At 38.1% G+C, this 19,439-nt stretch carries 18 protein-coding genes and 1 pseudogene; 13 read left to right on the forward strand and 6 right to left on the reverse strand.

The window, feature by feature from the left end; genetic code table 11:
* The first annotated feature begins 13 nt into the window (after positions 1-13).
* The 7 genes from J536_RS11795 to J536_RS11825 all read left to right on the forward strand — a co-directional run bounded on the left by J536_RS11795 (position 14) and on the right by J536_RS11825 (position 8,460).
* The gene (locus J536_RS11795) at positions 14-1,561 is read left to right on the forward strand and encodes a DHA2 family efflux MFS transporter permease subunit (RefSeq protein WP_032062984.1); all 1,548 of its coding nucleotides are present in this window, start codon (positions 14-16) and stop codon (positions 1,559-1,561) included.
* A 187-nt stretch (positions 1,562-1,748) separates the two neighbouring features.
* The gene (locus J536_RS11800) at positions 1,749-2,537 is read left to right on the forward strand and encodes a hypothetical protein (RefSeq protein WP_171071499.1); all 789 of its coding nucleotides are present in this window, start codon (positions 1,749-1,751) and stop codon (positions 2,535-2,537) included.
* Entirely contained in the window at positions 2,534-4,120 is a 1,587-nt protein-coding gene (locus J536_RS11805) for a GH3 family domain-containing protein (protein ID WP_032062985.1), read from the forward strand. Before J536_RS11800 ends, J536_RS11805 begins: the two co-directional genes overlap by 4 nt.
* The gene (locus J536_RS11810; RefSeq protein WP_032062986.1) at positions 4,117-5,445 is read left to right on the forward strand and encodes a TolC family protein; all 1,329 of its coding nucleotides are present in this window, start codon (positions 4,117-4,119) and stop codon (positions 5,443-5,445) included. The genes J536_RS11805 and J536_RS11810 overlap by 4 nt, the downstream gene beginning before the upstream one ends.
* On the forward strand, positions 5,438-6,601 hold the full coding sequence (locus tag J536_RS11815; protein WP_032062987.1) for a hypothetical protein: 1,164 nt from the start codon (positions 5,438-5,440) through the stop codon (positions 6,599-6,601). The genes J536_RS11810 and J536_RS11815 overlap by 8 nt, the downstream gene beginning before the upstream one ends.
* A gap of 231 nt (positions 6,602-6,832) precedes the next feature.
* Positions 6,833-7,804 carry a 5'/3'-nucleotidase SurE gene (surE, locus tag J536_RS11820; RefSeq protein ID WP_081404126.1) on the forward strand — a complete coding sequence of 324 codons (972 nt, stop codon included), beginning with the start codon at positions 6,833-6,835 and terminating at the stop codon, positions 7,802-7,804.
* Between the two features lie 11 nt (positions 7,805-7,815).
* Positions 7,816-8,460: a hypothetical protein gene (locus tag J536_RS11825; RefSeq protein WP_032062989.1), complete on the forward strand. Its 645-nt coding sequence runs from the start codon at positions 7,816-7,818 to the stop codon at positions 8,458-8,460.
* Positions 8,461-8,494: 34 nt separating this feature from the next.
* On the opposite strand, the gene J536_RS11830 is transcribed toward J536_RS11825, so the two are convergent.
* Complete coding sequence (locus J536_RS11830) at positions 8,495-8,935, reverse strand: HD domain-containing protein (protein WP_032062990.1); 441 nt, start codon at positions 8,933-8,935, stop codon at positions 8,495-8,497.
* Positions 8,936-9,746: 811 nt separating this feature from the next.
* On the opposite strand from J536_RS11830, the gene J536_RS11835 reads away from it, so the two are divergent.
* The 3 genes and pseudogenes from J536_RS11835 (at position 9,747) to J536_RS11845 (ending at position 12,110) form a co-directional block, all read left to right on the forward strand.
* Entirely contained in the window at positions 9,747-10,307 is a 561-nt protein-coding gene (locus J536_RS11835) for a TetR/AcrR family transcriptional regulator (protein ID WP_032062991.1), read from the forward strand.
* A gap of 189 nt (positions 10,308-10,496) precedes the next feature.
* A pseudogene (locus tag J536_RS11840) lies at positions 10,497-11,547 on the forward strand (hypothetical protein).
* 68 nt (positions 11,548-11,615) lie between these two features.
* Entirely contained in the window at positions 11,616-12,110 is a 495-nt protein-coding gene (locus tag J536_RS11845) for a phage antirepressor KilAC domain-containing protein (RefSeq protein WP_032062993.1), read from the forward strand.
* A 257-nt stretch (positions 12,111-12,367) separates the two neighbouring features.
* Here the strand turns inward: J536_RS11845 and J536_RS0104405 are convergent, their stop codons facing one another.
* Together J536_RS0104405 and J536_RS11850 are read right to left on the reverse strand one after the other, a co-directional pair.
* On the reverse strand, positions 12,368-13,069 hold the full coding sequence (locus J536_RS0104405) for a hypothetical protein (RefSeq protein WP_032062994.1): 702 nt from the start codon (positions 13,067-13,069) through the stop codon (positions 12,368-12,370).
* Positions 13,066-13,905 (reverse strand): PAAR domain-containing protein, encoded by an 840-nt coding sequence (locus J536_RS11850; RefSeq protein WP_081404128.1) that lies wholly within the window; start codon positions 13,903-13,905, stop codon positions 13,066-13,068. The genes J536_RS0104405 and J536_RS11850 overlap by 4 nt, the downstream gene beginning before the upstream one ends.
* A gap of 216 nt (positions 13,906-14,121) precedes the next feature.
* Here J536_RS11850 and J536_RS11855 point away from each other — a divergent pair, with 216 nt between their 5' ends.
* Positions 14,122-14,418, forward strand: coding sequence for a hypothetical protein (locus J536_RS11855; RefSeq protein WP_024437106.1), 297 nt, complete (start codon positions 14,122-14,124; stop codon positions 14,416-14,418).
* A 196-nt stretch (positions 14,419-14,614) separates the two neighbouring features.
* On the opposite strand, the gene J536_RS11860 is transcribed toward J536_RS11855, so the two are convergent.
* Positions 14,615-15,538, reverse strand: a complete 924-nt coding sequence (locus J536_RS11860) for an alpha/beta hydrolase (RefSeq protein WP_024437105.1) — start codon at positions 15,536-15,538, stop codon at positions 14,615-14,617.
* Positions 15,539-15,648: 110 nt separating this feature from the next.
* Between J536_RS11860 and J536_RS11865 the strand changes: the two genes are divergently transcribed.
* Positions 15,649-16,548: a LysR family transcriptional regulator gene (locus tag J536_RS11865; protein ID WP_032062996.1), complete on the forward strand. Its 900-nt coding sequence runs from the start codon at positions 15,649-15,651 to the stop codon at positions 16,546-16,548.
* Positions 16,549-16,635: 87 nt separating this feature from the next.
* On the opposite strand, the gene adeT1 is transcribed toward J536_RS11865, so the two are convergent.
* A complete protein-coding gene (adeT1, locus tag J536_RS11870) occupies positions 16,636-17,631 on the reverse strand; it encodes a putative multidrug efflux protein AdeT1 (RefSeq protein WP_032062997.1) in 996 nt (331 codons plus the stop codon).
* Between the two features lie 281 nt (positions 17,632-17,912).
* On the opposite strand from adeT1, the gene J536_RS11875 reads away from it, so the two are divergent.
* Positions 17,913-18,332 carry a hypothetical protein gene (locus J536_RS11875; RefSeq protein ID WP_032062998.1) on the forward strand — a complete coding sequence of 140 codons (420 nt, stop codon included), beginning with the start codon at positions 17,913-17,915 and terminating at the stop codon, positions 18,330-18,332.
* Positions 18,333-18,340: 8 nt separating this feature from the next.
* Here J536_RS11875 and adeS read toward each other — a convergent pair whose 3' ends face one another.
* Positions 18,341-19,411 (reverse strand): two-component sensor histidine kinase AdeS, encoded by a 1,071-nt coding sequence (gene adeS / locus J536_RS11880; RefSeq protein ID WP_032062999.1) that lies wholly within the window; start codon positions 19,409-19,411, stop codon positions 18,341-18,343.
* Positions 19,412-19,439: the final 28 nt, after the last annotated feature.

Below are 19,439 nucleotides of genomic sequence, written 5' to 3' on the forward strand. Positions count from 1 at the left end.
TAGGTAATAACCAATGAATAAGCACCTTGAGGCCGAGTGGAGATTCCCAGCAAAAACTGCATGGGCAATTTTTGCTGCCATGATTTTTGGCAACTTCATGGCGATTCTTGATATTCAGATTGTGGCGAGTTCTCTAAACGAAGTTCAAGCTGGTATGAGTGCAAGTCGTTATGAAGTTACTTGGGTGCAAACGGTTTATTTAATTGCCGAAATTATTGCAATTCCAATGTCGAGTATTGTCTCGCGGGTGCTTTCAACACGGGTGTATTACACCATCTGTGCAATTGGTTTTACGGTGAGTTCTTTACTTTGTGCCTTGGCATGGAACTTAGAAAGTTTATTAGTGTTCCGTGGCATTCAAGGTTTTATGGGCGGCGGCATGATTCCGACTTCCATGACGGCGTTGTACTTACTTTTTCCAGAACCAAAACGCTCATTGCCTTTGGTGATGTTTGGAATGATCAGTACTTTGGGGCCAGCTATTGGCCCAACCATTGGCGGTTGGCTCACCAATAATTTCTCATGGCACTGGATGTTCCTGATCAATATTATTCCGGGCATCATCATTGCTACGGTCATTTACTCAGGTCCAAATATTGACCGTGCAAACTATTCACTCATCAAAAGTATGGACTGGTTTAGTCTGATTGGTATGGCCATGTTTTTGGGTGGGCTTGAATATTTCCTTGATGAAGGCGCACGGCATGACTGGCTTGCAGACACAGGCGTTCGGATTGCGTTTATGATCTGCGTTGTGGGCGGCATGATTTTCTTCTCTAGAAGTTTTACTCAGCCTAAACCTTTGCTCGATTTATCTGTATTTAAAAATAAAAACTTTACCTTAAGTGCCATCACAACGTTTGTGATCGGCATGGCGCTCTATGGCTTGGGTTACATGATTCCCGTGTTTCTTGGGCAAGTCCGTGAAATGAACAGTAGCCAAATTGGTCACGTCATGATGGTGACAGGTATTGTCATGTTCTGCTTTGCGCCGTTTCTTGCATGGCTGATTCCTAATTTTGATACCCGAAAAACGGTATTTGTTGGAATGATTCTGGCTGGCTTTGGTGTTTGGCTCAATTCACATTTGAGTATTCATAGCGATTACGACTTTATGTTTTGGCCGCAAATTTACCGTGGTATTGGTCTCATGATCTGCCTGATTGTGGTTTCGCATTTAGCCATGAGTACTTTGCCGCTGAGTAAAGTGGCCGATGCCAGCGGTATTTATAACCTGATGCGTAATATCGGCGGCGCGGTTGGACTGGCACTGATTAATTCATCGTTAGATTGGTTGACTGCGCTTCATGTCACCCAGATTAATCAGGGGATGACACCGCAAAACTGGATTTTTACAGAAAGACTCGATCAACTCACGGCGCAATATCAAGAAGTCGGCTCAAATGCCCAGCAAATCGCGCTGAGTGTGATTTATCGCGACATTCATTTTCAGGCACTGACCTCTAGCTTTAATGATCTATTACGCATGCTCGCAATCATCATGTTTGTGACCGCATTTTTAACCATCTTTATGGATCGGGGGAAGAAAATGAACATGTAGATATTAAAAAATAAAGGCAGCTTTCAAAGAATGAAAAACAATAGGGCATATCAAAACGTATCCCTTCATAGAAAAAGAACATTGATCTGAGTTTTCTAAAATCGGTTGATGAGATCGGGGAACTCACAAATTAGAGGTGGAAGGTTAAAGGATTATGATTAATACAACGTATAAACTAATTTCAAAATTGAACCTGAAAAACACGACTTATGGTCAATATTTTGAAAAGGAACAAATCGATACAGAGCGATTAAAAGTGATGTATTCCATTTACGAACAGTATTATGAAAATACGAGATTTTCTATTTTCGTAGATGATTTCCAAAATAAAAGCGGTGCGATCTTAATTTTTGATTCGGAAACAAATGAGATTGTCGGTTTCTCGACTGTGGTGGTGCAGCATTTCTACTTAAACGGTAAAGACTACACCGTGTTATTTAGCGGTGATACGGTCATTTTGAAGAAGTTTTGGGGTACGCGTAGTCTGCAAAGTACCATGCTAAAACTGATGATTAAGCTTCGAATCAAATATCCATTTAACGAACTCTATTGGCTCCTCATTTCTAAAGGTTATAAAACCTACTTACTGCTCGCCAATAACTACTATGTCTATTACCCAAATATTAAAGACGAAAACCAACATCTTTCCGAAGTCGTTGAGCACTACTGTGAAAAATTCTTTGGCGAATACTATGACCGTGAAGCGGGCCTTTTAAATTTTGGTGATGACTATCAGCCATTAAAAGGCGAAGTCGCACCGATTACTGCCGAAATGAGAGAAAAGAACCCAAATATTCATTTCTTTGAACAAAAAAATCCGACATGGAAAGCTGGCACAGAACTACCGTGTATTGGCCGTCTTGGTTGGAAAGATATTGCCCGTTTCCCTGTGAAACTAATGACTAAACCGACCAGTAAAGGAAAGTTTGAAGCATGCGTAACCCATAAAACAAAACGTAGAGAGGCCATCCAATGAAAATTAATGAATGGCTAACTTTGGGTTCGCATCTGATTTTAAAAAAATGGTGCGATGCATCTGACCGTAATTTTCAAAAACAATTTAATGCCTTAGAGACCACACAACGTCAAATTTTGCATTTGATATTACAGACCTCTACCTTTGCCAAAGATAAAAAGGTTCAAAACTATGAGCAGTTTGTAAAAGCATTTCCTGCGACACGTTACGGTGCATGGCGAGAAGACATTCAGCGTTACCGTGAACAAAAGCTTTCACTCTCTAGCAGTAAGCTCGTTCGTTTTCAGCCGACCAGTGGTTCGAGTGAACAAATCAAGTTTATTCCATATACCAAGCTGTTTTTAGATGAGCTTGACCATGCAATTGCGCCGTGGATGGCGAGTTTATACCGTAAATGTCCACAGTTGAGTTCGGGGACGCATTATTGGTCGGTGTCATGGTTGCCTGAAAGTCAGCGTGAAGTTTTAAAAGACAAAAACCTAAATGACGATAGTGCGCTACTTGGTGTAGGTAAGCGAATTTTGTCTAAGTTTACCCAAGCTGTTCCAAGTAATGTTGCTTTTGCAGCCAATGCCGACGATGCACTGTTTGCCACCATTTGTTATTTGGTCGCAAACCGTAACTTAGCCATGATTTCGGTATGGAGTCCAACTTTTGCGCTGCAATTACTTGAACGTTTGGAGTTACTACAACAAGACGTGATTGAGGTTTTACAAAGTGGTTCATGGGGTAACCGTCAGGCTTCATTAAAAGAAGTGACTGCACCGCATAGCCCTGAAAGTGCTCAAGCCTTAAGTAAGGCTTCAAACGGCGCACAGATCGACTTTAAAAAACTTTGGCCAAAGTTAAGTCTAGTTTCGAGTTGGGACACCGCAGGTTCAAAAGCTTGGGCCGAAAAATTAAAAGAGAAGTTACCCAGTGTGCAGTTTGAAGGAAAAGGTCTATGGGCGACGGAAGGTGTAGTGACTATTCCCTACAACGACCAATACCCGCTGGCCTACCAAAGTCACTTCTATGAATTTGAGTATTTAGAAGGCGATAAACAAGGGCAAATCATTCCGTCGTGGCAACTTAAGCAAGGTGATGTAGTAAGTCCGCTCATTACTTCGGGTAATGGCTTGCTGCGTTACTGTTTGGATGATTGCTTAAGAGTGACTGGCTTTTTAGAGCAAATTCCTTGTTTTGAGTTCCAAGGCCGCCGTTTTGGGGTCGATTTGGTCGGTGAGAAACTTGCACCTGAAACTGCTCAACAGTTGTTGTCTCAGTTGAATGAAACTGAATCGAAAGCGATTTCTTTACTGGCGATTGATACCCAACAACAAGTTAAACCATTTTATTGCGTGCTTTTTGAAGGCGACATTCATCACAGCATTAGCAATGAATATATCGACAGTATTTTGCGTCAAAACTTCCACTATGAACTTGCACGAAACTTGGGGCAGCTCGACCAGCCTCAAATTCGTCAGGCCAATAATGGTTGGAATGCCTATAAAAAACTGGTCATGTTTGATGGCATTATCGAAGGCAATATCAAGCCTGAGCCACTCAAAAAAGTCACCCTCAATAGTTTGGAACAACTATGAAAGGGATGAAGCCATTTAACTCTCGTTTTTTAACACTTCGACACGCCTTGTATTTAGGCGTGTTGGTTGTGTCGAACACACACGCCATGACTTTAGACGAGGCTTTGTCTGCCAGTTTAAGGCATGAAAGTCAGCTTGAAGTCAGCCGTTTAAGCGTGAACCAGTCCACCGCAATGCTTGAACAGGCCAAGCAACGTGATGGACTCAAAGTCAATTTAGTTGGTCAACTGGACTATGAAAGAATAGATACGCCTTCACACGTCTTGTTTCCAACCGAAGGAAACCGTAAAGGTCGAAGTTTGCAGTTGCAGGCAGATTATCCGATTTATACGTCTGGACGACACCGTTTAGGAATAGATGTTGCCGAAAGTCAGCTTTCTGCCCAAAACCAAGGTTTATCAGATCAACGGTCGGAAACCATTTTAAATACCGTGATGGTTTATACCGACGTATTAAAAAAGAAAGCCATTTTAGAACTTAGACAAAAGACTATGGCAAATCTGCAGCGGTCTTTATATGAGTCAAAGCGCCGTTTTGATGTGGGTATGATTACCCGTGCAGACTTGGCTCAGGTTTTGGCACAAGTTGCACAAGGCCAAGCCGATATTACACAGGCCCAATCTAACCTGACCGTAAGTGAAGCACAGTTTTATCAAGTAACGGGTGTAACGCCTGAAAATCTTGTTGCCATTAAACAGCTACCCGCTATTCCCGCGAGCTTAGATGAAATTTTGGCACAAACCAAAAACCATCCAGCTTTAATGCGTAGTAAATACGAAAAGCAGGCCGCAGAGAAACAATATGCTCTAACCAAACGCGAACTCTGGCCAACGGTCATGCTGACCAGCCGTGCTGGAAAGCAAGATGAGGCAAGCTATATTGGCTCTGAAAGTAATAACTATATGGTTGGGGTACAACTTAATGTACCGCTCTATGACGATGGTTTAAATCGCGCTAACGTCAAAAAAGCACAGGCTGATATCGATTTGGCTCATCAGAAAATACGAAGTCTTGAACTAGACTTAAATAAGCGTACCCGTACGACCTATGCGCAGCTTCAAACCATTCGACAAAATAAAGAAGCATTGGCAAATGCCATAGAGGCTGCGTCTATTGCCTTTGTCTACACACGTAAAGAGTTTGATGTTGGCACCAAAACGACATTTGATTTGCTTAATACAGAGCAAAAGCTACTCGATGTCCAAACCCAAAAAACCGTGAATGACCAAGACGAAGTGGTGTTTGTCTATCAGCTACTCGACCAAATGGGACGTTTAAATAGTTTGGTTCCTACACAGACCGCACAACAGGTGAATAATGAATAAAACAAATACACCACTTGCTGACAGCACTCTCATTACCCGTGAAGCAACTTTGGCAGATGACGAGGCTTTACGAGAGTTAATCGCAGTACCTATGACCACCAAAGGCATACAAATTAGCTTTCAGCGCGAACCGAGTTATTTTCGGGCTTCTGACATTGTCTATCGGCATAAATTGCATGTCGTGATTGAAGATACCGAGAGTCAAAAAAATGTCGCTTGTTATAGCAATGGTTACCGCCCGTGTTATGTCGATCGGAACATTCAAAACTTACGTTATGCGGGTGATTTACGGGTAGATCACAACTACCGTGGTAAATCACTGGTAAAGGTTTTGGCAAAGCATGTAAAACAAACCATGCATGAACCGAACTATAGCCAAATGATTATTTTTGATGATAACCATGCCGCGCGGGCTGCCATCCAAACGGGCAAAACGGGTATGCCTGATTATTATGATGAAGGGCTTATAGAGACACTTAGCCTGACGAGCACTGGCGCAAAACGGAAAATCACGGCTTTTTTAAAGCAGGTTGATAAACAGAGTGATCTTCAAGAGATCCGTACTTGTAGTGCCGAAGCTCAGCACGTGGAAGCTATGAACCAATTTATTAGCGACATGGCAGAGTTTTATAACTTTATACCTGCCTATAACTTTGAAGAACTGGCTCAAGGTCATCGGTATTTTTCAGGAATAAATCTCTCGGACTTTTCACTTTATTTTAAGGGTGAAAAGCTGGTAGGCATGTTTGGCTTGTGGGATCAGCACAGTATTAAGCAAACCAAGATTCTAAATTATAGTTCCGCTATAGGCGTGCTTAGACCCGTTTATAACTTGCTGACTCCAATTACTAAAGGCATGCGCTTGCCTAAACTCGGTGACTCGATTCAGTACCATGTGCTACATACGCTTATGTGTCATCCACAAGATTTGGCTTTGCATCATAAAATGCTTGAAGATGCCTATAACAAGTCAAAACAGCAGGGCGTTGGTGTGGTGAGCTTTACGCTTTCACATAAAGACCCGCGCTATCAGTTAAACCAGTTTTATAAAGGCGAACGCTTAACAGGAATGCATGGTTTTATTAGTTATGAAGGTGACCCACGACCACATTTTGATAAAAACTTAATTCCATATTTAGAAGTTGGGCGTATTTAATTTAAAGCTTGAAGTGATACTTTGAATGAAGCCCACGGAAGTGGGTTTTGTCATTTTGAATATGAGTACCAAAGTTGAAGATCAGTTTATAAAAGAAAATATAGCGATTATTTATAATATAATTATTTAATTTTTAATGGAAAAGTATTTTAATTTTTATTGATGCTTAGTCACTAAACGTACATATAGCGCAACTACTATACAAATCGAAATTTAGAACATGGTAGTTAAGTGATGAAAAAAAGTTTATTGGGCGGCCTTATTCTGTCTTTGTGTACAACTCCAGCTTTTGCACTAAATATTTTATTGGTTAACGATGACGGTCTAACCAGCAATGTCAAAGCACTCTATGATGAATTAAAAGCAAATGGTCATAACGTGCTGGTGTCTGTACCGTGTTCACCACAAAGTGGCCGTGGTGGCGCAATCGTGATGTACAGCTCAACAACGATTACCGCGGATAATGATAAGCAAATTGCGGCTGAAAACGGTTGTCACAACGGCGCTGCACCAATTGGCGCACCTGCTGCGGGGACGTTTACCAAAGCGGGTTATACCAATGGTGACTGGAACTACACGCATGGTACACCAGTCATGGCAACAGTTTATGGACTAGATGTGGTTGCGCCAAAGCGTTGGGGGAAAGCGCCAGATTTAGTTTTATCTGGCCCAAATGAAGGACAAAATGTCGGAAAAGTCGTTGTGCACTCTGGCACGATTGGCAATGTACAGTTTTCGGCAGGCCGCGGCATTCCATCAATTGCCTTAAGTGCCGATACCAACACGGTAGATGACAAAACTTTAAACAACCCTAACTCTGCGATTGTGGCAAAACAAACCGTAGTGTTATTAAAAGAATTACAAGCTAAGGCAGGTAAGGGCCAATTGTTGCCAAAAGGCATTACCTTAAATGTGAATTTCCCTAAAAATTTAACAACCAGCACACCTTTTGCTTTTTCAAAAATTGGGACCTATGACTTATATAAATTGAAATTCCAAGTGACGAAAGACAATAAAGGCAATAACCAGTTTGGTTTAGGAATTGATGTGGCACCATCGGCACCAACTGCAGCTCAAATGTCGGATGAAAGCGCCGTAATGCAAAACAAAATTGCTGTGACTGCCATGCAAGTTGCTTACGACCAACGACCAGCAGGTCAAGAATGGCTCAAAATTCGTTTAAAAAGCCTATTTAACAAGTAAGGAGAAAGACCATGAAACGTTGTTTGTTGGTTTTACTTCTTGGGCTTGGATTGGCGGCTTGTAATGACAGTGATCACGATGACCAAGTCTCGACTGAAAAACCTGCACTTGCTCCTAGCTTAGATGTCGGTACTTATATTATTAGTACTGAAACTGATGAAGAGTTACCAATGGCGGGTAAATACTATTCTGGCGCAGATGGTTCTAAATTATTGGTTTTAGATGATGACGAAAACCGTGCCAAAATTGTGATGAGCTATGACGCAAAAACCAAAGCTTGGCAGAGCAATCAGTCTAATCAAGCGATGACCGTTGAATTGGCGCATTATGAAAAAATTGATGATCAGAAAATTATGCTGAATCAATTGGTCGGCAATTACGATTTATCTTTTCCGGATGGAACAACGGTCAATGCCGAGGTCAATGCACAAGGCAAGATTGTCTCAAAAGACCCAAATTGTGTGTTTACAGGTGTTATTACTGAAAGTGCTTTAGCGGACACTGCAAACTATCAACTGACCGATAACAAATGTGATGCGCTAAAAAATAACTCGAAAGGTTATGTTGTGGTAGATGAAGACTTAGAGCCTATGAGTTTTAGACTCGTATCTGACACGATTGCATCAAAAGACATTTGGGCATTTGCACAATCTTAAGAATAAAAAGGCAACGGATTCATTTCGTTGTCTTTTACCCCAACCTATCTTGCGCCGTTGAAACAGCTAACATGGTTTGAAGATAATAATCTACACGTGATTGATTATTTTCTTTATGTGAGTTATGCGCATTAAAGGCTGCGTCATGAAGTTTCACGACTCGAGCAATTGGATTTAAACCACAACGAATTAAATATTCTTCGCGTGTTTCAGTTTCCCGTTTAGTTAATGCATCAACCGCATCACGGACTTCTTTTCCGAATAAACTTTCGATTTTGGCTAGGGTAAGAGGTGTGTCTTCAACGCTATCGTGGAGAAGGGCTGTAATAATATAAACTTCTGAAAATTGGTGCTCAATTAATGAATTGACCACACCTTTAATATGGTAATCAAAGTAATCATGAGGACCATACTTTTGACCTTGATGTGATTCTTTTGATAATTTCTCTGCGAGTTCAACTTGATTTTGAGTCATTTTTTGCTCTTATTACTTCAAGTATATGACACGGCCTAATTTGTGAGATGGGACGCTTAAGTCATAATTTTATACTGGATAGCGACTCTTAAAAACATCTCTTAATAACAGTAGTGTCTCTTTTTATTTATTCATTTTTAATTGAGTTAGGACAATTCAGACTTTAAGTTTTTGAAATTTTAAACTTTAACTTAATGATATAAGGGTAGGTTAAAAATATTACTTAAGAATTTCCTTAATTATGTAATTAAATGAAAAACAATAATTATTTAAATAATTTCTAGCCAATTTCACATTGACACTTCAAATATTGGAGATTACCATTTGCGGGCTGGCCTACATCGCCAGACGGTTTTAGCAGACCGTATACGACCGCATCAGGATTATTTCTTCTGAGGAATAGTTTTGTGCGTACGCTCCTCGTTCCCTCCCGTAGCGGTAGGACGGGAGAGGGACACCCTCGGGTGTGCTGGTTGTCGTACCAGTCTGCTAACCCTCTTTCGTTCTGCCACCATAATTCTAATGTTTTGGCAGAACTCCATATATAAGGAGTTGGCTTTGTACATTCATCATTTCTTGGCAACCATTGCCAAAAGCTATAACAACACAGCTTAAAACATTTAACGCAGCTTGATCGCCGTAAGGCTTTTTCAGGCTTTAGCTCGTTATTACTTAAAACTTACTTAGACAATTAAACCTTGAGATGTGCTGCGCACAGTCTTTACGGCTTTGCTATGCCTTTTTTCTCCCAAAAGGCAGCGGTTTTTATATCTCATTTATATACAACAATAATTTTTATAACGGTAAAAATATGCCAAAAATAGTTCTCCCAACACGTGCAGTACAAGTCGTAAATAAATCAATTGAGTTATTTCACTACAACGGATTTCATCTGGTCGGCATCGATAGACTTGTGAAAGAGTGTGAAGTGACCAAGGCAACTTTTTATAACTACTTTCACTCTAAAGAACGGTTGATTGAAATCTGCCTGATTGTGCAAAAAGAGCGCCTAAAAGAAAAAGTGGTTTCAGTGGTTGAATATGATCGCAGCACCAACGCAGCCGATAAACTCAAAAAACTCTATCTTTTACACACAGACCTAGACGGACTGTATTACTTATTATTTAAAGCTATTTTTGAAACAAAACTGACTCATCCAAAAGCGTACATAACCGCCGTGCGATATAGAACATGGCTCACCAACGAAATATATAGCCTGCTTAGAGCGCTTAACGCCGATGTTTCTTTTACTGATGCCAAATTATTTTTATACATGATTGAAGGTGTAATTATTCAGCGTTTAAGTTTAGGCGAAGTTGATGAAAGAATGGTTGAGGTGTTTTTGAGGGGGATGTCGGCAACTAAAATTTAAGCTGTAGAGTACCTTTTAGGTATTTTTGATATAACACTGTATAAAACTTAAAAAGGTAGAAAGACTAAGTTCTCTGATTAGCAAGCTCTACTTAGGAGCCCAAATAATACAGTAACTTATGGTTTACCCCACAAACACCCCAAGCTGGGGTATATTTAATTAAATGCTTTATGATAAATAGGGGATGTAATGTATAGTAAAAACAATGTCTTGCTTCCAAGCAAATCAGCATATTCATTAGAAGAAGCATGTAAAGAATTGAATTTATTTTTCAATCGAGATGATATAGATATTAGATATATATTAGATTTAGTTCATCAAGGGCATATTTGGATGCATGCAAAATTTAGTAAGAATAATTATCTTTTTGCCCTCCCTATGGAGTGGGAATTAGATGAAAATTTTAATAATGAAAATGAAAAGAGAATAGAAGAAATACTTTTTTTTAATAGAATGCTTAATTATCAAAACATTTATAATAAAATGGGGGATTATGATCTATATCTTAAGTTAACTTTAGAGACAGCATTCGATTTGCTTAATAATAAAATTATTATAAAACCATTAATATTAGATATTTATGATCCGTGTGAATATTTTTACCTTTATGATAATTATCTTAAAATTGATTCTGGATATTATTTGGAGTTTAAAAAATATCCTAAAGGGCTTAAAAGAGATGATTATTTTGATACGGTTCTTATAAATCATTCAGAAAAAGAAATTATTAAAAAAATGTCTTTTTTTGAGATATATGATGAAATTTATAATGGTACAGAATTTGCCGATCTATACTACGAGTTTCCTGAGGTAATGGAGATTGTAGAAATACAAAATAGGCATGCAACTGATAGAATAGATAAATTTAAGTGGAAAAAAGGATGGGAAAAGTATTACTGGTACGGCGATAAACAGTTAGAGGATTTTGAAATGGAATATAATTTAGAAGATATTTATATTCTAAAAGAAGACATGGATTTTTTAAAAAGAGGTGAAAGTAGAAAAATTAGATGTAAGATCAAATTATACTAGTAAAAATAGCATTTCTAATAAGTCAATAAATAAAATTATCTATGCTTTGGCTAATATGGCAAATATAGACATCTCCCAACCTCAAGCTGCTTTTTCTCAACTACAATTATATTGTGAAAAAAATAACTTGGAATTACCAAATAAGGATACATGTGGCAAGGCTTTTAAAGATGCTAAGTACTATTTTGATAATTTTAATTCTAAATAGACTCTAAATAGAACAATGCTAAAAAGACTTTACACATACTAGCCTCATCCCCACGATGAGGCTTTTTTATGAGTATTACAGTTTTAAAAAATGATTCATTAACAAATTACTTTTCTGATGACGCGGTAGCAATAGGGCAAATTCAACTGATCGATCCAATGCAATTACTAGCAGATCCAAATCTTTTACGTAATGCTTTACTGACTTATTCAGAAAAAGTGATTGAGCTAGAGCACAAAGTTGAAGTTATGCAACCTACAATGGAAGCATTTGACCGTATTGCTAGAGCCGAGGGAAGTATGTGCCTAACTGATGCTGCTAAAGCTCTACAACAAGAGCCGCAAAAATTTAATAAGTGGCTTCACATGAATGACTGGATTTATAAACGTCATGGCAGCAAACATTGGGTTGCCTATCAAGAGAAAATTAAAGCGGGATATTTAGAACATAAAGTAACGGATATCCAGTTGCCTGATGGAACGATCAAAATCACAGAGCAGGTGAGAGTAACACCAAAGGGTTTAACCAAGCTTTCAAAGCTTCTAGGAAACAATAATGCATAATTTAGGCAATAAAAAAGCCCTTCAGAGAATTCTTGGCGGAATCAAAGGGCTTTGGATTGCTAACACAAGGAGTATTAACACTGAACAGTATCGTATAAGGGTTTGGGAAAAATCAAGTCTACGATATTAATGATGTTGCTGAGGGTTAAGGTTTACTAACGAAATATATAGCCAGCTTAGAGTGTTTAAATCAGATGCTTCTATTTACGTTAAAGCAATTTAAAAAGCCCTGAATATTCGGGGCTTTTCATTTAAATTTACTTTAATGATTCTGGTACATAATTTGGTGAATCAGTACCATAAAATGACTCAATATCGGCATCATACAAAGACTTATATTTATCTTTTGATGCGACATCTTTAGTTTCATCAATAAATTTCTGTATTTTTGCTTTATAGTCAGTGTGACCAGCTTTATACATTTCAGTTAAATATACAAATTGGGCGTCTCTGTACTGGGGATCATTTTTGCTAGATGATTTACTCAATTCGGTTTGTATGAGTTGGGCAGAAGCTTCGTGACACTGTTGAATTTTTACTTTGGCCTCATTTAATTTTTCAAGCAAAGTACATCTAAACATTATCCGTTGAGGCAAGGGTTTCTCTTTGATCTGTTGTTCATTTAACTCATAAGCCTCTTTATACATACCAGACAGCATATAAATATTCATCAATGCCATTTCTCTTTGTTTTTTAGCAGTAACTTTCTTAATTTCAGGTATTAAAGGCGCTAAAGTTTGTTTTATCTTTTCATCTTCACCAGAAGTCACAACTTCATTTGTGATTGTTTCATATCTATCTAAAATCACTTTATCACTTGCGGATAATTCCGTTTTTACGTTTTGAGAGCTGCTTTTCTCAGTAGTATCTACCTTTGCTTGTTCATTTGATGCCTTGCTACAAGCAGTAACTCCAAATACAGAAATGAGAACAATAGTACTGATTAATTTTCTATTCATGATTTACGTCTTGATGCTGAATTTAAAGTAAAAGAGAAGCGAGTGTGAGGTGGGTTTGGTCGAACAGTACCGCCATCAAATTTTGCGGTGTAACCCATAGTTAAAGTTGCTTCAATAGTTGATAAATCAGGTTTGGGTAGAGTTACCTTACACTGACCTACAGGCTCCTTAGAGTTTTCTGTTGACCATACGCCTTTTCCCTTTTCCAAACGTGTTTTTCCTAAGCTTTGATTGTTATGCACAAGATCAAGTGTCGCGTATGGAAAAATTGTAGCATCACCGCTTAATGTTGGAGGAAGCATAGAAACTGTCACGAAAAGTTCTTGCCCTTTTAGAATATAAGTAACTATGAAAGTACATACACCTGAAACAGCCTGACTAATTGCCCCAAAAAGATTTTTCTTATCTTCATCGTACGGGAAAATACCATTTGTAAATTTTACATATTTCGTTGTGTTTTGCTCGATGTAGTAGTTCTCATATTCATCTTTAACAAAACTGTCTGTGGCTGGTTGTTTCTGTGAAATTGGAGCTGATGATGATTGTGAAGCTGATGAAGCCGCACCACCACCATTGTCCTGAACAACCAAGTTTTGTTGAGGCAGTAATTTGCAACCACAAGAGAGTGAGTCATTTACTCGAGCAGCAGCTTTCCCAAAGATTTGCATGCACGGATCGCCAGATACAATAGTTGCAACGACTTTATGAGTTGGACAAGTTGCTTTGTCACCAACACAGGCAACGGGAATTCCGTCAATCAGGAACATACTATTCCCTGAGATTACTTGACCACCGCCAGTAGTAGGGCAGCCTATAGTTATATATGGTGTCGCCAAAACTATTCCTTCTTATTTTCATGAAGTGGTGGAATGATAGCAAAGAGGGGTAGACAGTGCTGTATAGTTTTATTTATCAGGATGCACAGCCCATACGACCAATAATAATGTGATTTAAAAAGATAGGCATGAAGATTCTTTTGAAGAATTTTTTATGTCATTCTCCTTAGAGATTAAATGTTTATTCGATTAACTTTATGAGGATGGTTGGTAAGAATGAAGTCATTTCTTATATATGACTCCTTGATAAAAAGATATGTTTTATTAACTGTGGGGCTAATTATTATTGCTTTTATGATAGCTATCTTTTTTAAAGGGGAACTTGAAATTGATTTTGCGATTGGGGCTGTTTGCGGCTATTTAAATATTTTTCTATTGTTAAAGAATTATAGATTTCCACTTATTCCCGAAGTTAAAGAAGATAGTGACGACCTTGTTATGTATACAAGGGTTAGTCTTCTTATTTTTTTTGTTTTGATAGAGTTTGGTTTTTTACTTGCCGCATTATTTTAAATTTTTATGAATGTATGAGTAAGAATGAATTAGAAATGATTAGAATTTTGCTCTTAATTAAATAAACACAGATATCTCGACAACATCTGGGAACTACAACGGCACCGCGATTTATTATAAAAAGCTCGTTTGATTACCACTAAAACGTATCTATTTGGAAAGCTCCCCCCAATTGAGAAACTTTCCAATATTTGGCTTAAAGATGTTTTTGAAAGAACGGAATAATTTTTTCTAAAGCTTGAGCAACAGACTCAGGTTGGTCATATAAGTCATAGTGGCTAGCGCCTTTAACCACAAAAAGGTTCTTATCTTTAGAAGCAGCTTTGCTATATAACTCATAACCATCGCGATAAGAACCGAATCCACCCGCTATATCACCAATCACAATTTGTAAGGGTTGAGTGAGCAAGTGTTCTGCCAAATGAAATGCATCAAACCCAACAGCAGCCGCTAAACCTGAAAAGCGAAGTTTATTTGGTGAACCTTCTGCCTGACCGCGCGGGGTTTTGTAGTAATCAATCGCTTCTTTGATATCAATATCATTGATTCCAGCTTGCTCACGCTCTTGTTGTGAGTTTGGAATGTACTGGGTAATAAACGGTTCGGCACCACGAGCTTCCGCAGTACGCTGTGCTGCAATGGCTTCTAAAGTTTTAATGGCAGCTTCAGGTGTTTGGTCGCCTTCACGCATTAAACGACCATAGTTTGCTGCAACCACAGTTGCGACTGCTTTAAAACGGCGTTCAGTCATAGCAGCATTAACAGCATAACCACCGCCACCACATACGCCTAATACACCAATACGGTTTTCATCAACATAACTAAGCGTTGTTAAATAGTCGGCTGCACAGCGGAAATCTTCTACACGTGTTGCAGGGTCTTCAAGAAAACGAGGTTCGCCACCGCTAGCACCTTGATACGATGCATCAAATGCTAAAGTGATAAACCCAGCTTCAGTGAGTTTTTCACCATAGATTGCGCCTGCAGTTTGCTCTTTACAACTACTAATTGGATGCGCACATACAATTGCTGCATATGTTTTGTTTTCATCGAAATCTTTTGGAAAACGAATAGTTGCAGAAACATCGATATTTTTATTTTTGAAAGTTACAGTTTTCATCATCTTCTCTCCGAAAGAAGAACTAGGTCGATGAAATTAATATAACCCTAGTGATTTATTATGATAATCCACTATAATCAGATAGCACTTATATTGAATACTTATAAATAATGAAAGAAAATTTAAATGATTTGCATACTTTTATGGTGGTTGCTCAGGAACGTAGCTTTACGCGTGCAGCGGCAAAACTCAGGACGTCACAGTCAGCCATTAGCCAAACACTCCGTAATTTAGAAGACCGAATTGGCATAAAACTATTATCAAGAACAACACGGAGTGTGGCACCTACAGAAGCAGGGGAATATCTACTGAATTTGCTTCAACCTGCAATAGAAGAAATAGAAAATGGCATAAATCAAATTAGTGCTTTAAAAAATGATCCAGCAGGAACATTACGTATTAGTGCAGATGAATATGGAATACAAAGTGTTTTATGGCCAGCAGTTGAAAAACTCATACAACAATTTCCAAAAATTTCAGTAGAGATCATATCTGATTATGGTCTTGTCGATATTGTAGAAGGGCGTTTTGATGCAGGACTTAGAAGAGGCGGTTTAGTTTCTAAAGACATGATCGCTTTACAGGTGAGTGAGCCAATACAAATGCTAACAGTTGCAACTAAAGAGTTTTTAGCTCGTTATGGTCATCCAAAGCATCCAAAAGATTTAGTGGAATACCACTGTATTAATTTAAGATTACCAACACATGGTGAACTCTATCGTTGGCAATTTACCAAACAAGGTAAAACACAAATAATTACTGTTAATGCTAAAATCGTTTTTACAACCCTATCTCCAGTGCTTCAAGCAGTAAGGAGCGGTGTAGGAATCGCTTATTTACCTATTGACATGGTTCAGCCTTATATTGAAAGTGGTGAACTGGAAGAAACGCTAAAGGACTGGCGACATAGCTATGAACCTTATCATCTGTATTATCCCCACAGACGTGAGCAAGCACCTTTATTAAATATCTTAATCGATGCGTTAAAAGAAAATTTTAATAAAAAATAGCTGCTCATTAAATAAACATGGGTATTTCAGAACATCCGTGTAAGAAAATTGGTTTAAGCTAATGATGAAAGAAGAAGTTTGCTTAATTTATTCATCATTTAACGCACATTCAAAATTACTTGGATTTTCTTTACATCTTACCTTTTTCAAAAAATTCATCATTTTAGGGTCGTAAATACCTGCTTTGGTTAGCTGTATACGTGCTTCACGCATCATTTTCATATAGTTTAATTGTTCATTTTTAGGAATATCCATCCAGTACTTTGAAGGAATATCACTTTCATATTTAGCAATAACGCCAAACGTTCTGTTTAGTTGGCTGGCTACCCAAGTTCGAGACTTTTGCCCAAAACCTGCTGGAAATTGGTCTTTACGAATAATGAAGTTGGCTGAAATTTGAGTCAAAGGAAAACGAACGATAGCTCCTTTTTCACCTAAACCTTTGTATAGCTCAAAAGGTTTAAATGCCACAACAGGAGCGGGCACAATATCAATTTCATGGTTATTAAACTTCGCACCTGCATTGGTGACATCTACCGATACTGCCTGACCTCCAACATGTTGCACAAGCTTTGGTTGGGCTTCGTCGTATTTAAATACCCCAATTTTTTTACCGGCAGCTTTAGCGAGTGTATTGATACTTCTATCATTTACAAACAAATATGCAGGGCCAATTGTCCCTAAACCTGCAATTTCGTAAGGACCGACCACCATGTTTTTTGCGGCCATTGGTGAGGACAACAGCTTATAGGCATTAATTGCCGTTTTCATATTTGTTAATGCACCAACTGCATCTAAAGATCCTGTATATTTATTAAATTGACGGCCACGTAAACCGCTAATAATAGCGCCATCACATTTTCCAACTTTTAAATCTTCTGCCGCAACTCGTTCATCAACATATGCTTTTAAAGATAGATCAGCTCCCCAATTTTTGGCTTCAAGTGCATAATCTTTGGCTAAAGCGAAAGCGTCGCCCGATTTACCAATGGGGTCAAAAACACAGACAACTTGTTGTTTTGCATAAAGAGTTGTTGTTAAACATGTGCTTGCAACAAGTAGAGTGGTTTTAAAACGATCCATATCTAATTATCCATTATTTAAATTATAAAAATTATTTTATAAATCTTGGTTAGGTTAGATATGGCATTTCAATAAGAATTTAAAGAGAAAAGGTCAAAAGACAGCTTCGAATCAGCAAGTCATTATGAAAAAAACTTATAATTTATAAATAAAGCCCTCAAATAGAGAGTTTTTATAATGTTTGAAAAACTACTCAAAACTTAGAGCTCTTAAAAACCGTTACCTCCCACAGAAAAAGTGAGTAACATTAAACACTAGAATACTTATTACGCATCAAAACTATGAAGAAAAATACAAAGCTTGATCAAGACACGCTATTTATTAAATTGCTATTTAAATCTACATCGGAAGTGACAGATGAGGAAATTGAGTACTATCGAAAGTATCCCGATCAAATAGACCAAGTCACTGCACCTCTCAATATTCATAAAATATTCTTGTGGGCTGGTGCATTATTGGGAGTTGTCGTAGTTGCCATAGCTAAATTCCTTAAATTTTCAGGCTCATTAGATTTTTTGTCGGAGGGAATGCTAGAGTTTGTTATAGATATTATTTATGAAACGGGTATTGCTTTAATTGGCGCAGCGGTTACAGCTTATATGTTGGGTGTCCTATTAAATAAACAACAAGAAAATGCCACAAAATGGCGAGAAGAAGTTCGCAGAAGGATAAAAGAGGAGGAAGAAAAATTTCAAAAGTAAAATTATTGTTAATTCTCCATAGGAATTTTTATGGTGAAAATACTTCTTGCCCCCTGATTGCTATATTGAATAGTACCTTTTAGTGCCAAAATAATTGCATGTACAACAGCAAGTCCTAAACCTGTGCCACCAAATTCTTTATTTCTTGATTCTTCTAATCTAAAAAAGGGTTTAAATAAATCATCTTGAAACTCGGTTGCAATGCCTGGGCCTTCGTCCTCAATTTTTAATATCCAGTTTTGTGATACCAGTTCCGATGAAATTTTAAGTTTGCCCGCATTTGAATAACGAATAGCATTATCAATTAAAGCAATCAAAACTTGCTTAATACGACGGCGGTCACTAAAAATAGGAGTCGTAGTAAGATTAAGTTCTGGTACGAGGTTAGCTTGTTCCAAGCGATCTTCAAATGCTTTAAGAACCTTTTCAACTACGGGCTTGGAGTCAAATAACTCATAATTTAATCTGAGTTGCTGGTTCTCTACTAAACTTAATGTTCGTAAGTCCTCAACCAAATGAGATAAGCCTTCAACCTGACTTAGAAGGCTTTTAAATAGAGCTTCATCTGGTTTAAAAACGCCGTCGATTATGCCTTGTAAACGACCTTGCAAAATCGTGATGGGGGTTCTTAACTCATGTGCTATGGCGGCATTCCATACTTGTGCATTTTGAACAGAAACTTCTAACTTCTGGGCCATGTCATTAAAGTTATACAAAAGCTCTGACATTTCGGCGGAGTGTATTCTGTTGTCGTAAGCTCTAGCCGAGAGATCACCTTGACTAATTTTTTTTGCTGCTTCAGCTAAAAAGTTAATCGGTACAATAAAACGTTTTGCGAGGTGCATGCCGATCACTAATGAAATCATACAGCCACTGAAAATAACAGTAGCCAACCAAATCCAATCTACAAAATGAAAAGTGGTCCAATCTTCTTGAAGTGAGCTTAAAGAAATCCAGCCTTTTTCAATCGCATAGTTATAAATGACATAACCCAGTACAACGGAAAAAAGAGTAACGCTTAAATTAACAATACTTAATGCAATAAAGAGCTGTTTGCTAATTCCTAACTTACTTTTCATAGAATATTCCCTAGCGATCTTTTTAATA

This window comes from Acinetobacter sp. 809848 (assembly GCF_000581275.1).
GTDB lineage: Bacteria > Pseudomonadota > Gammaproteobacteria > Pseudomonadales > Moraxellaceae > Acinetobacter > Acinetobacter pittii.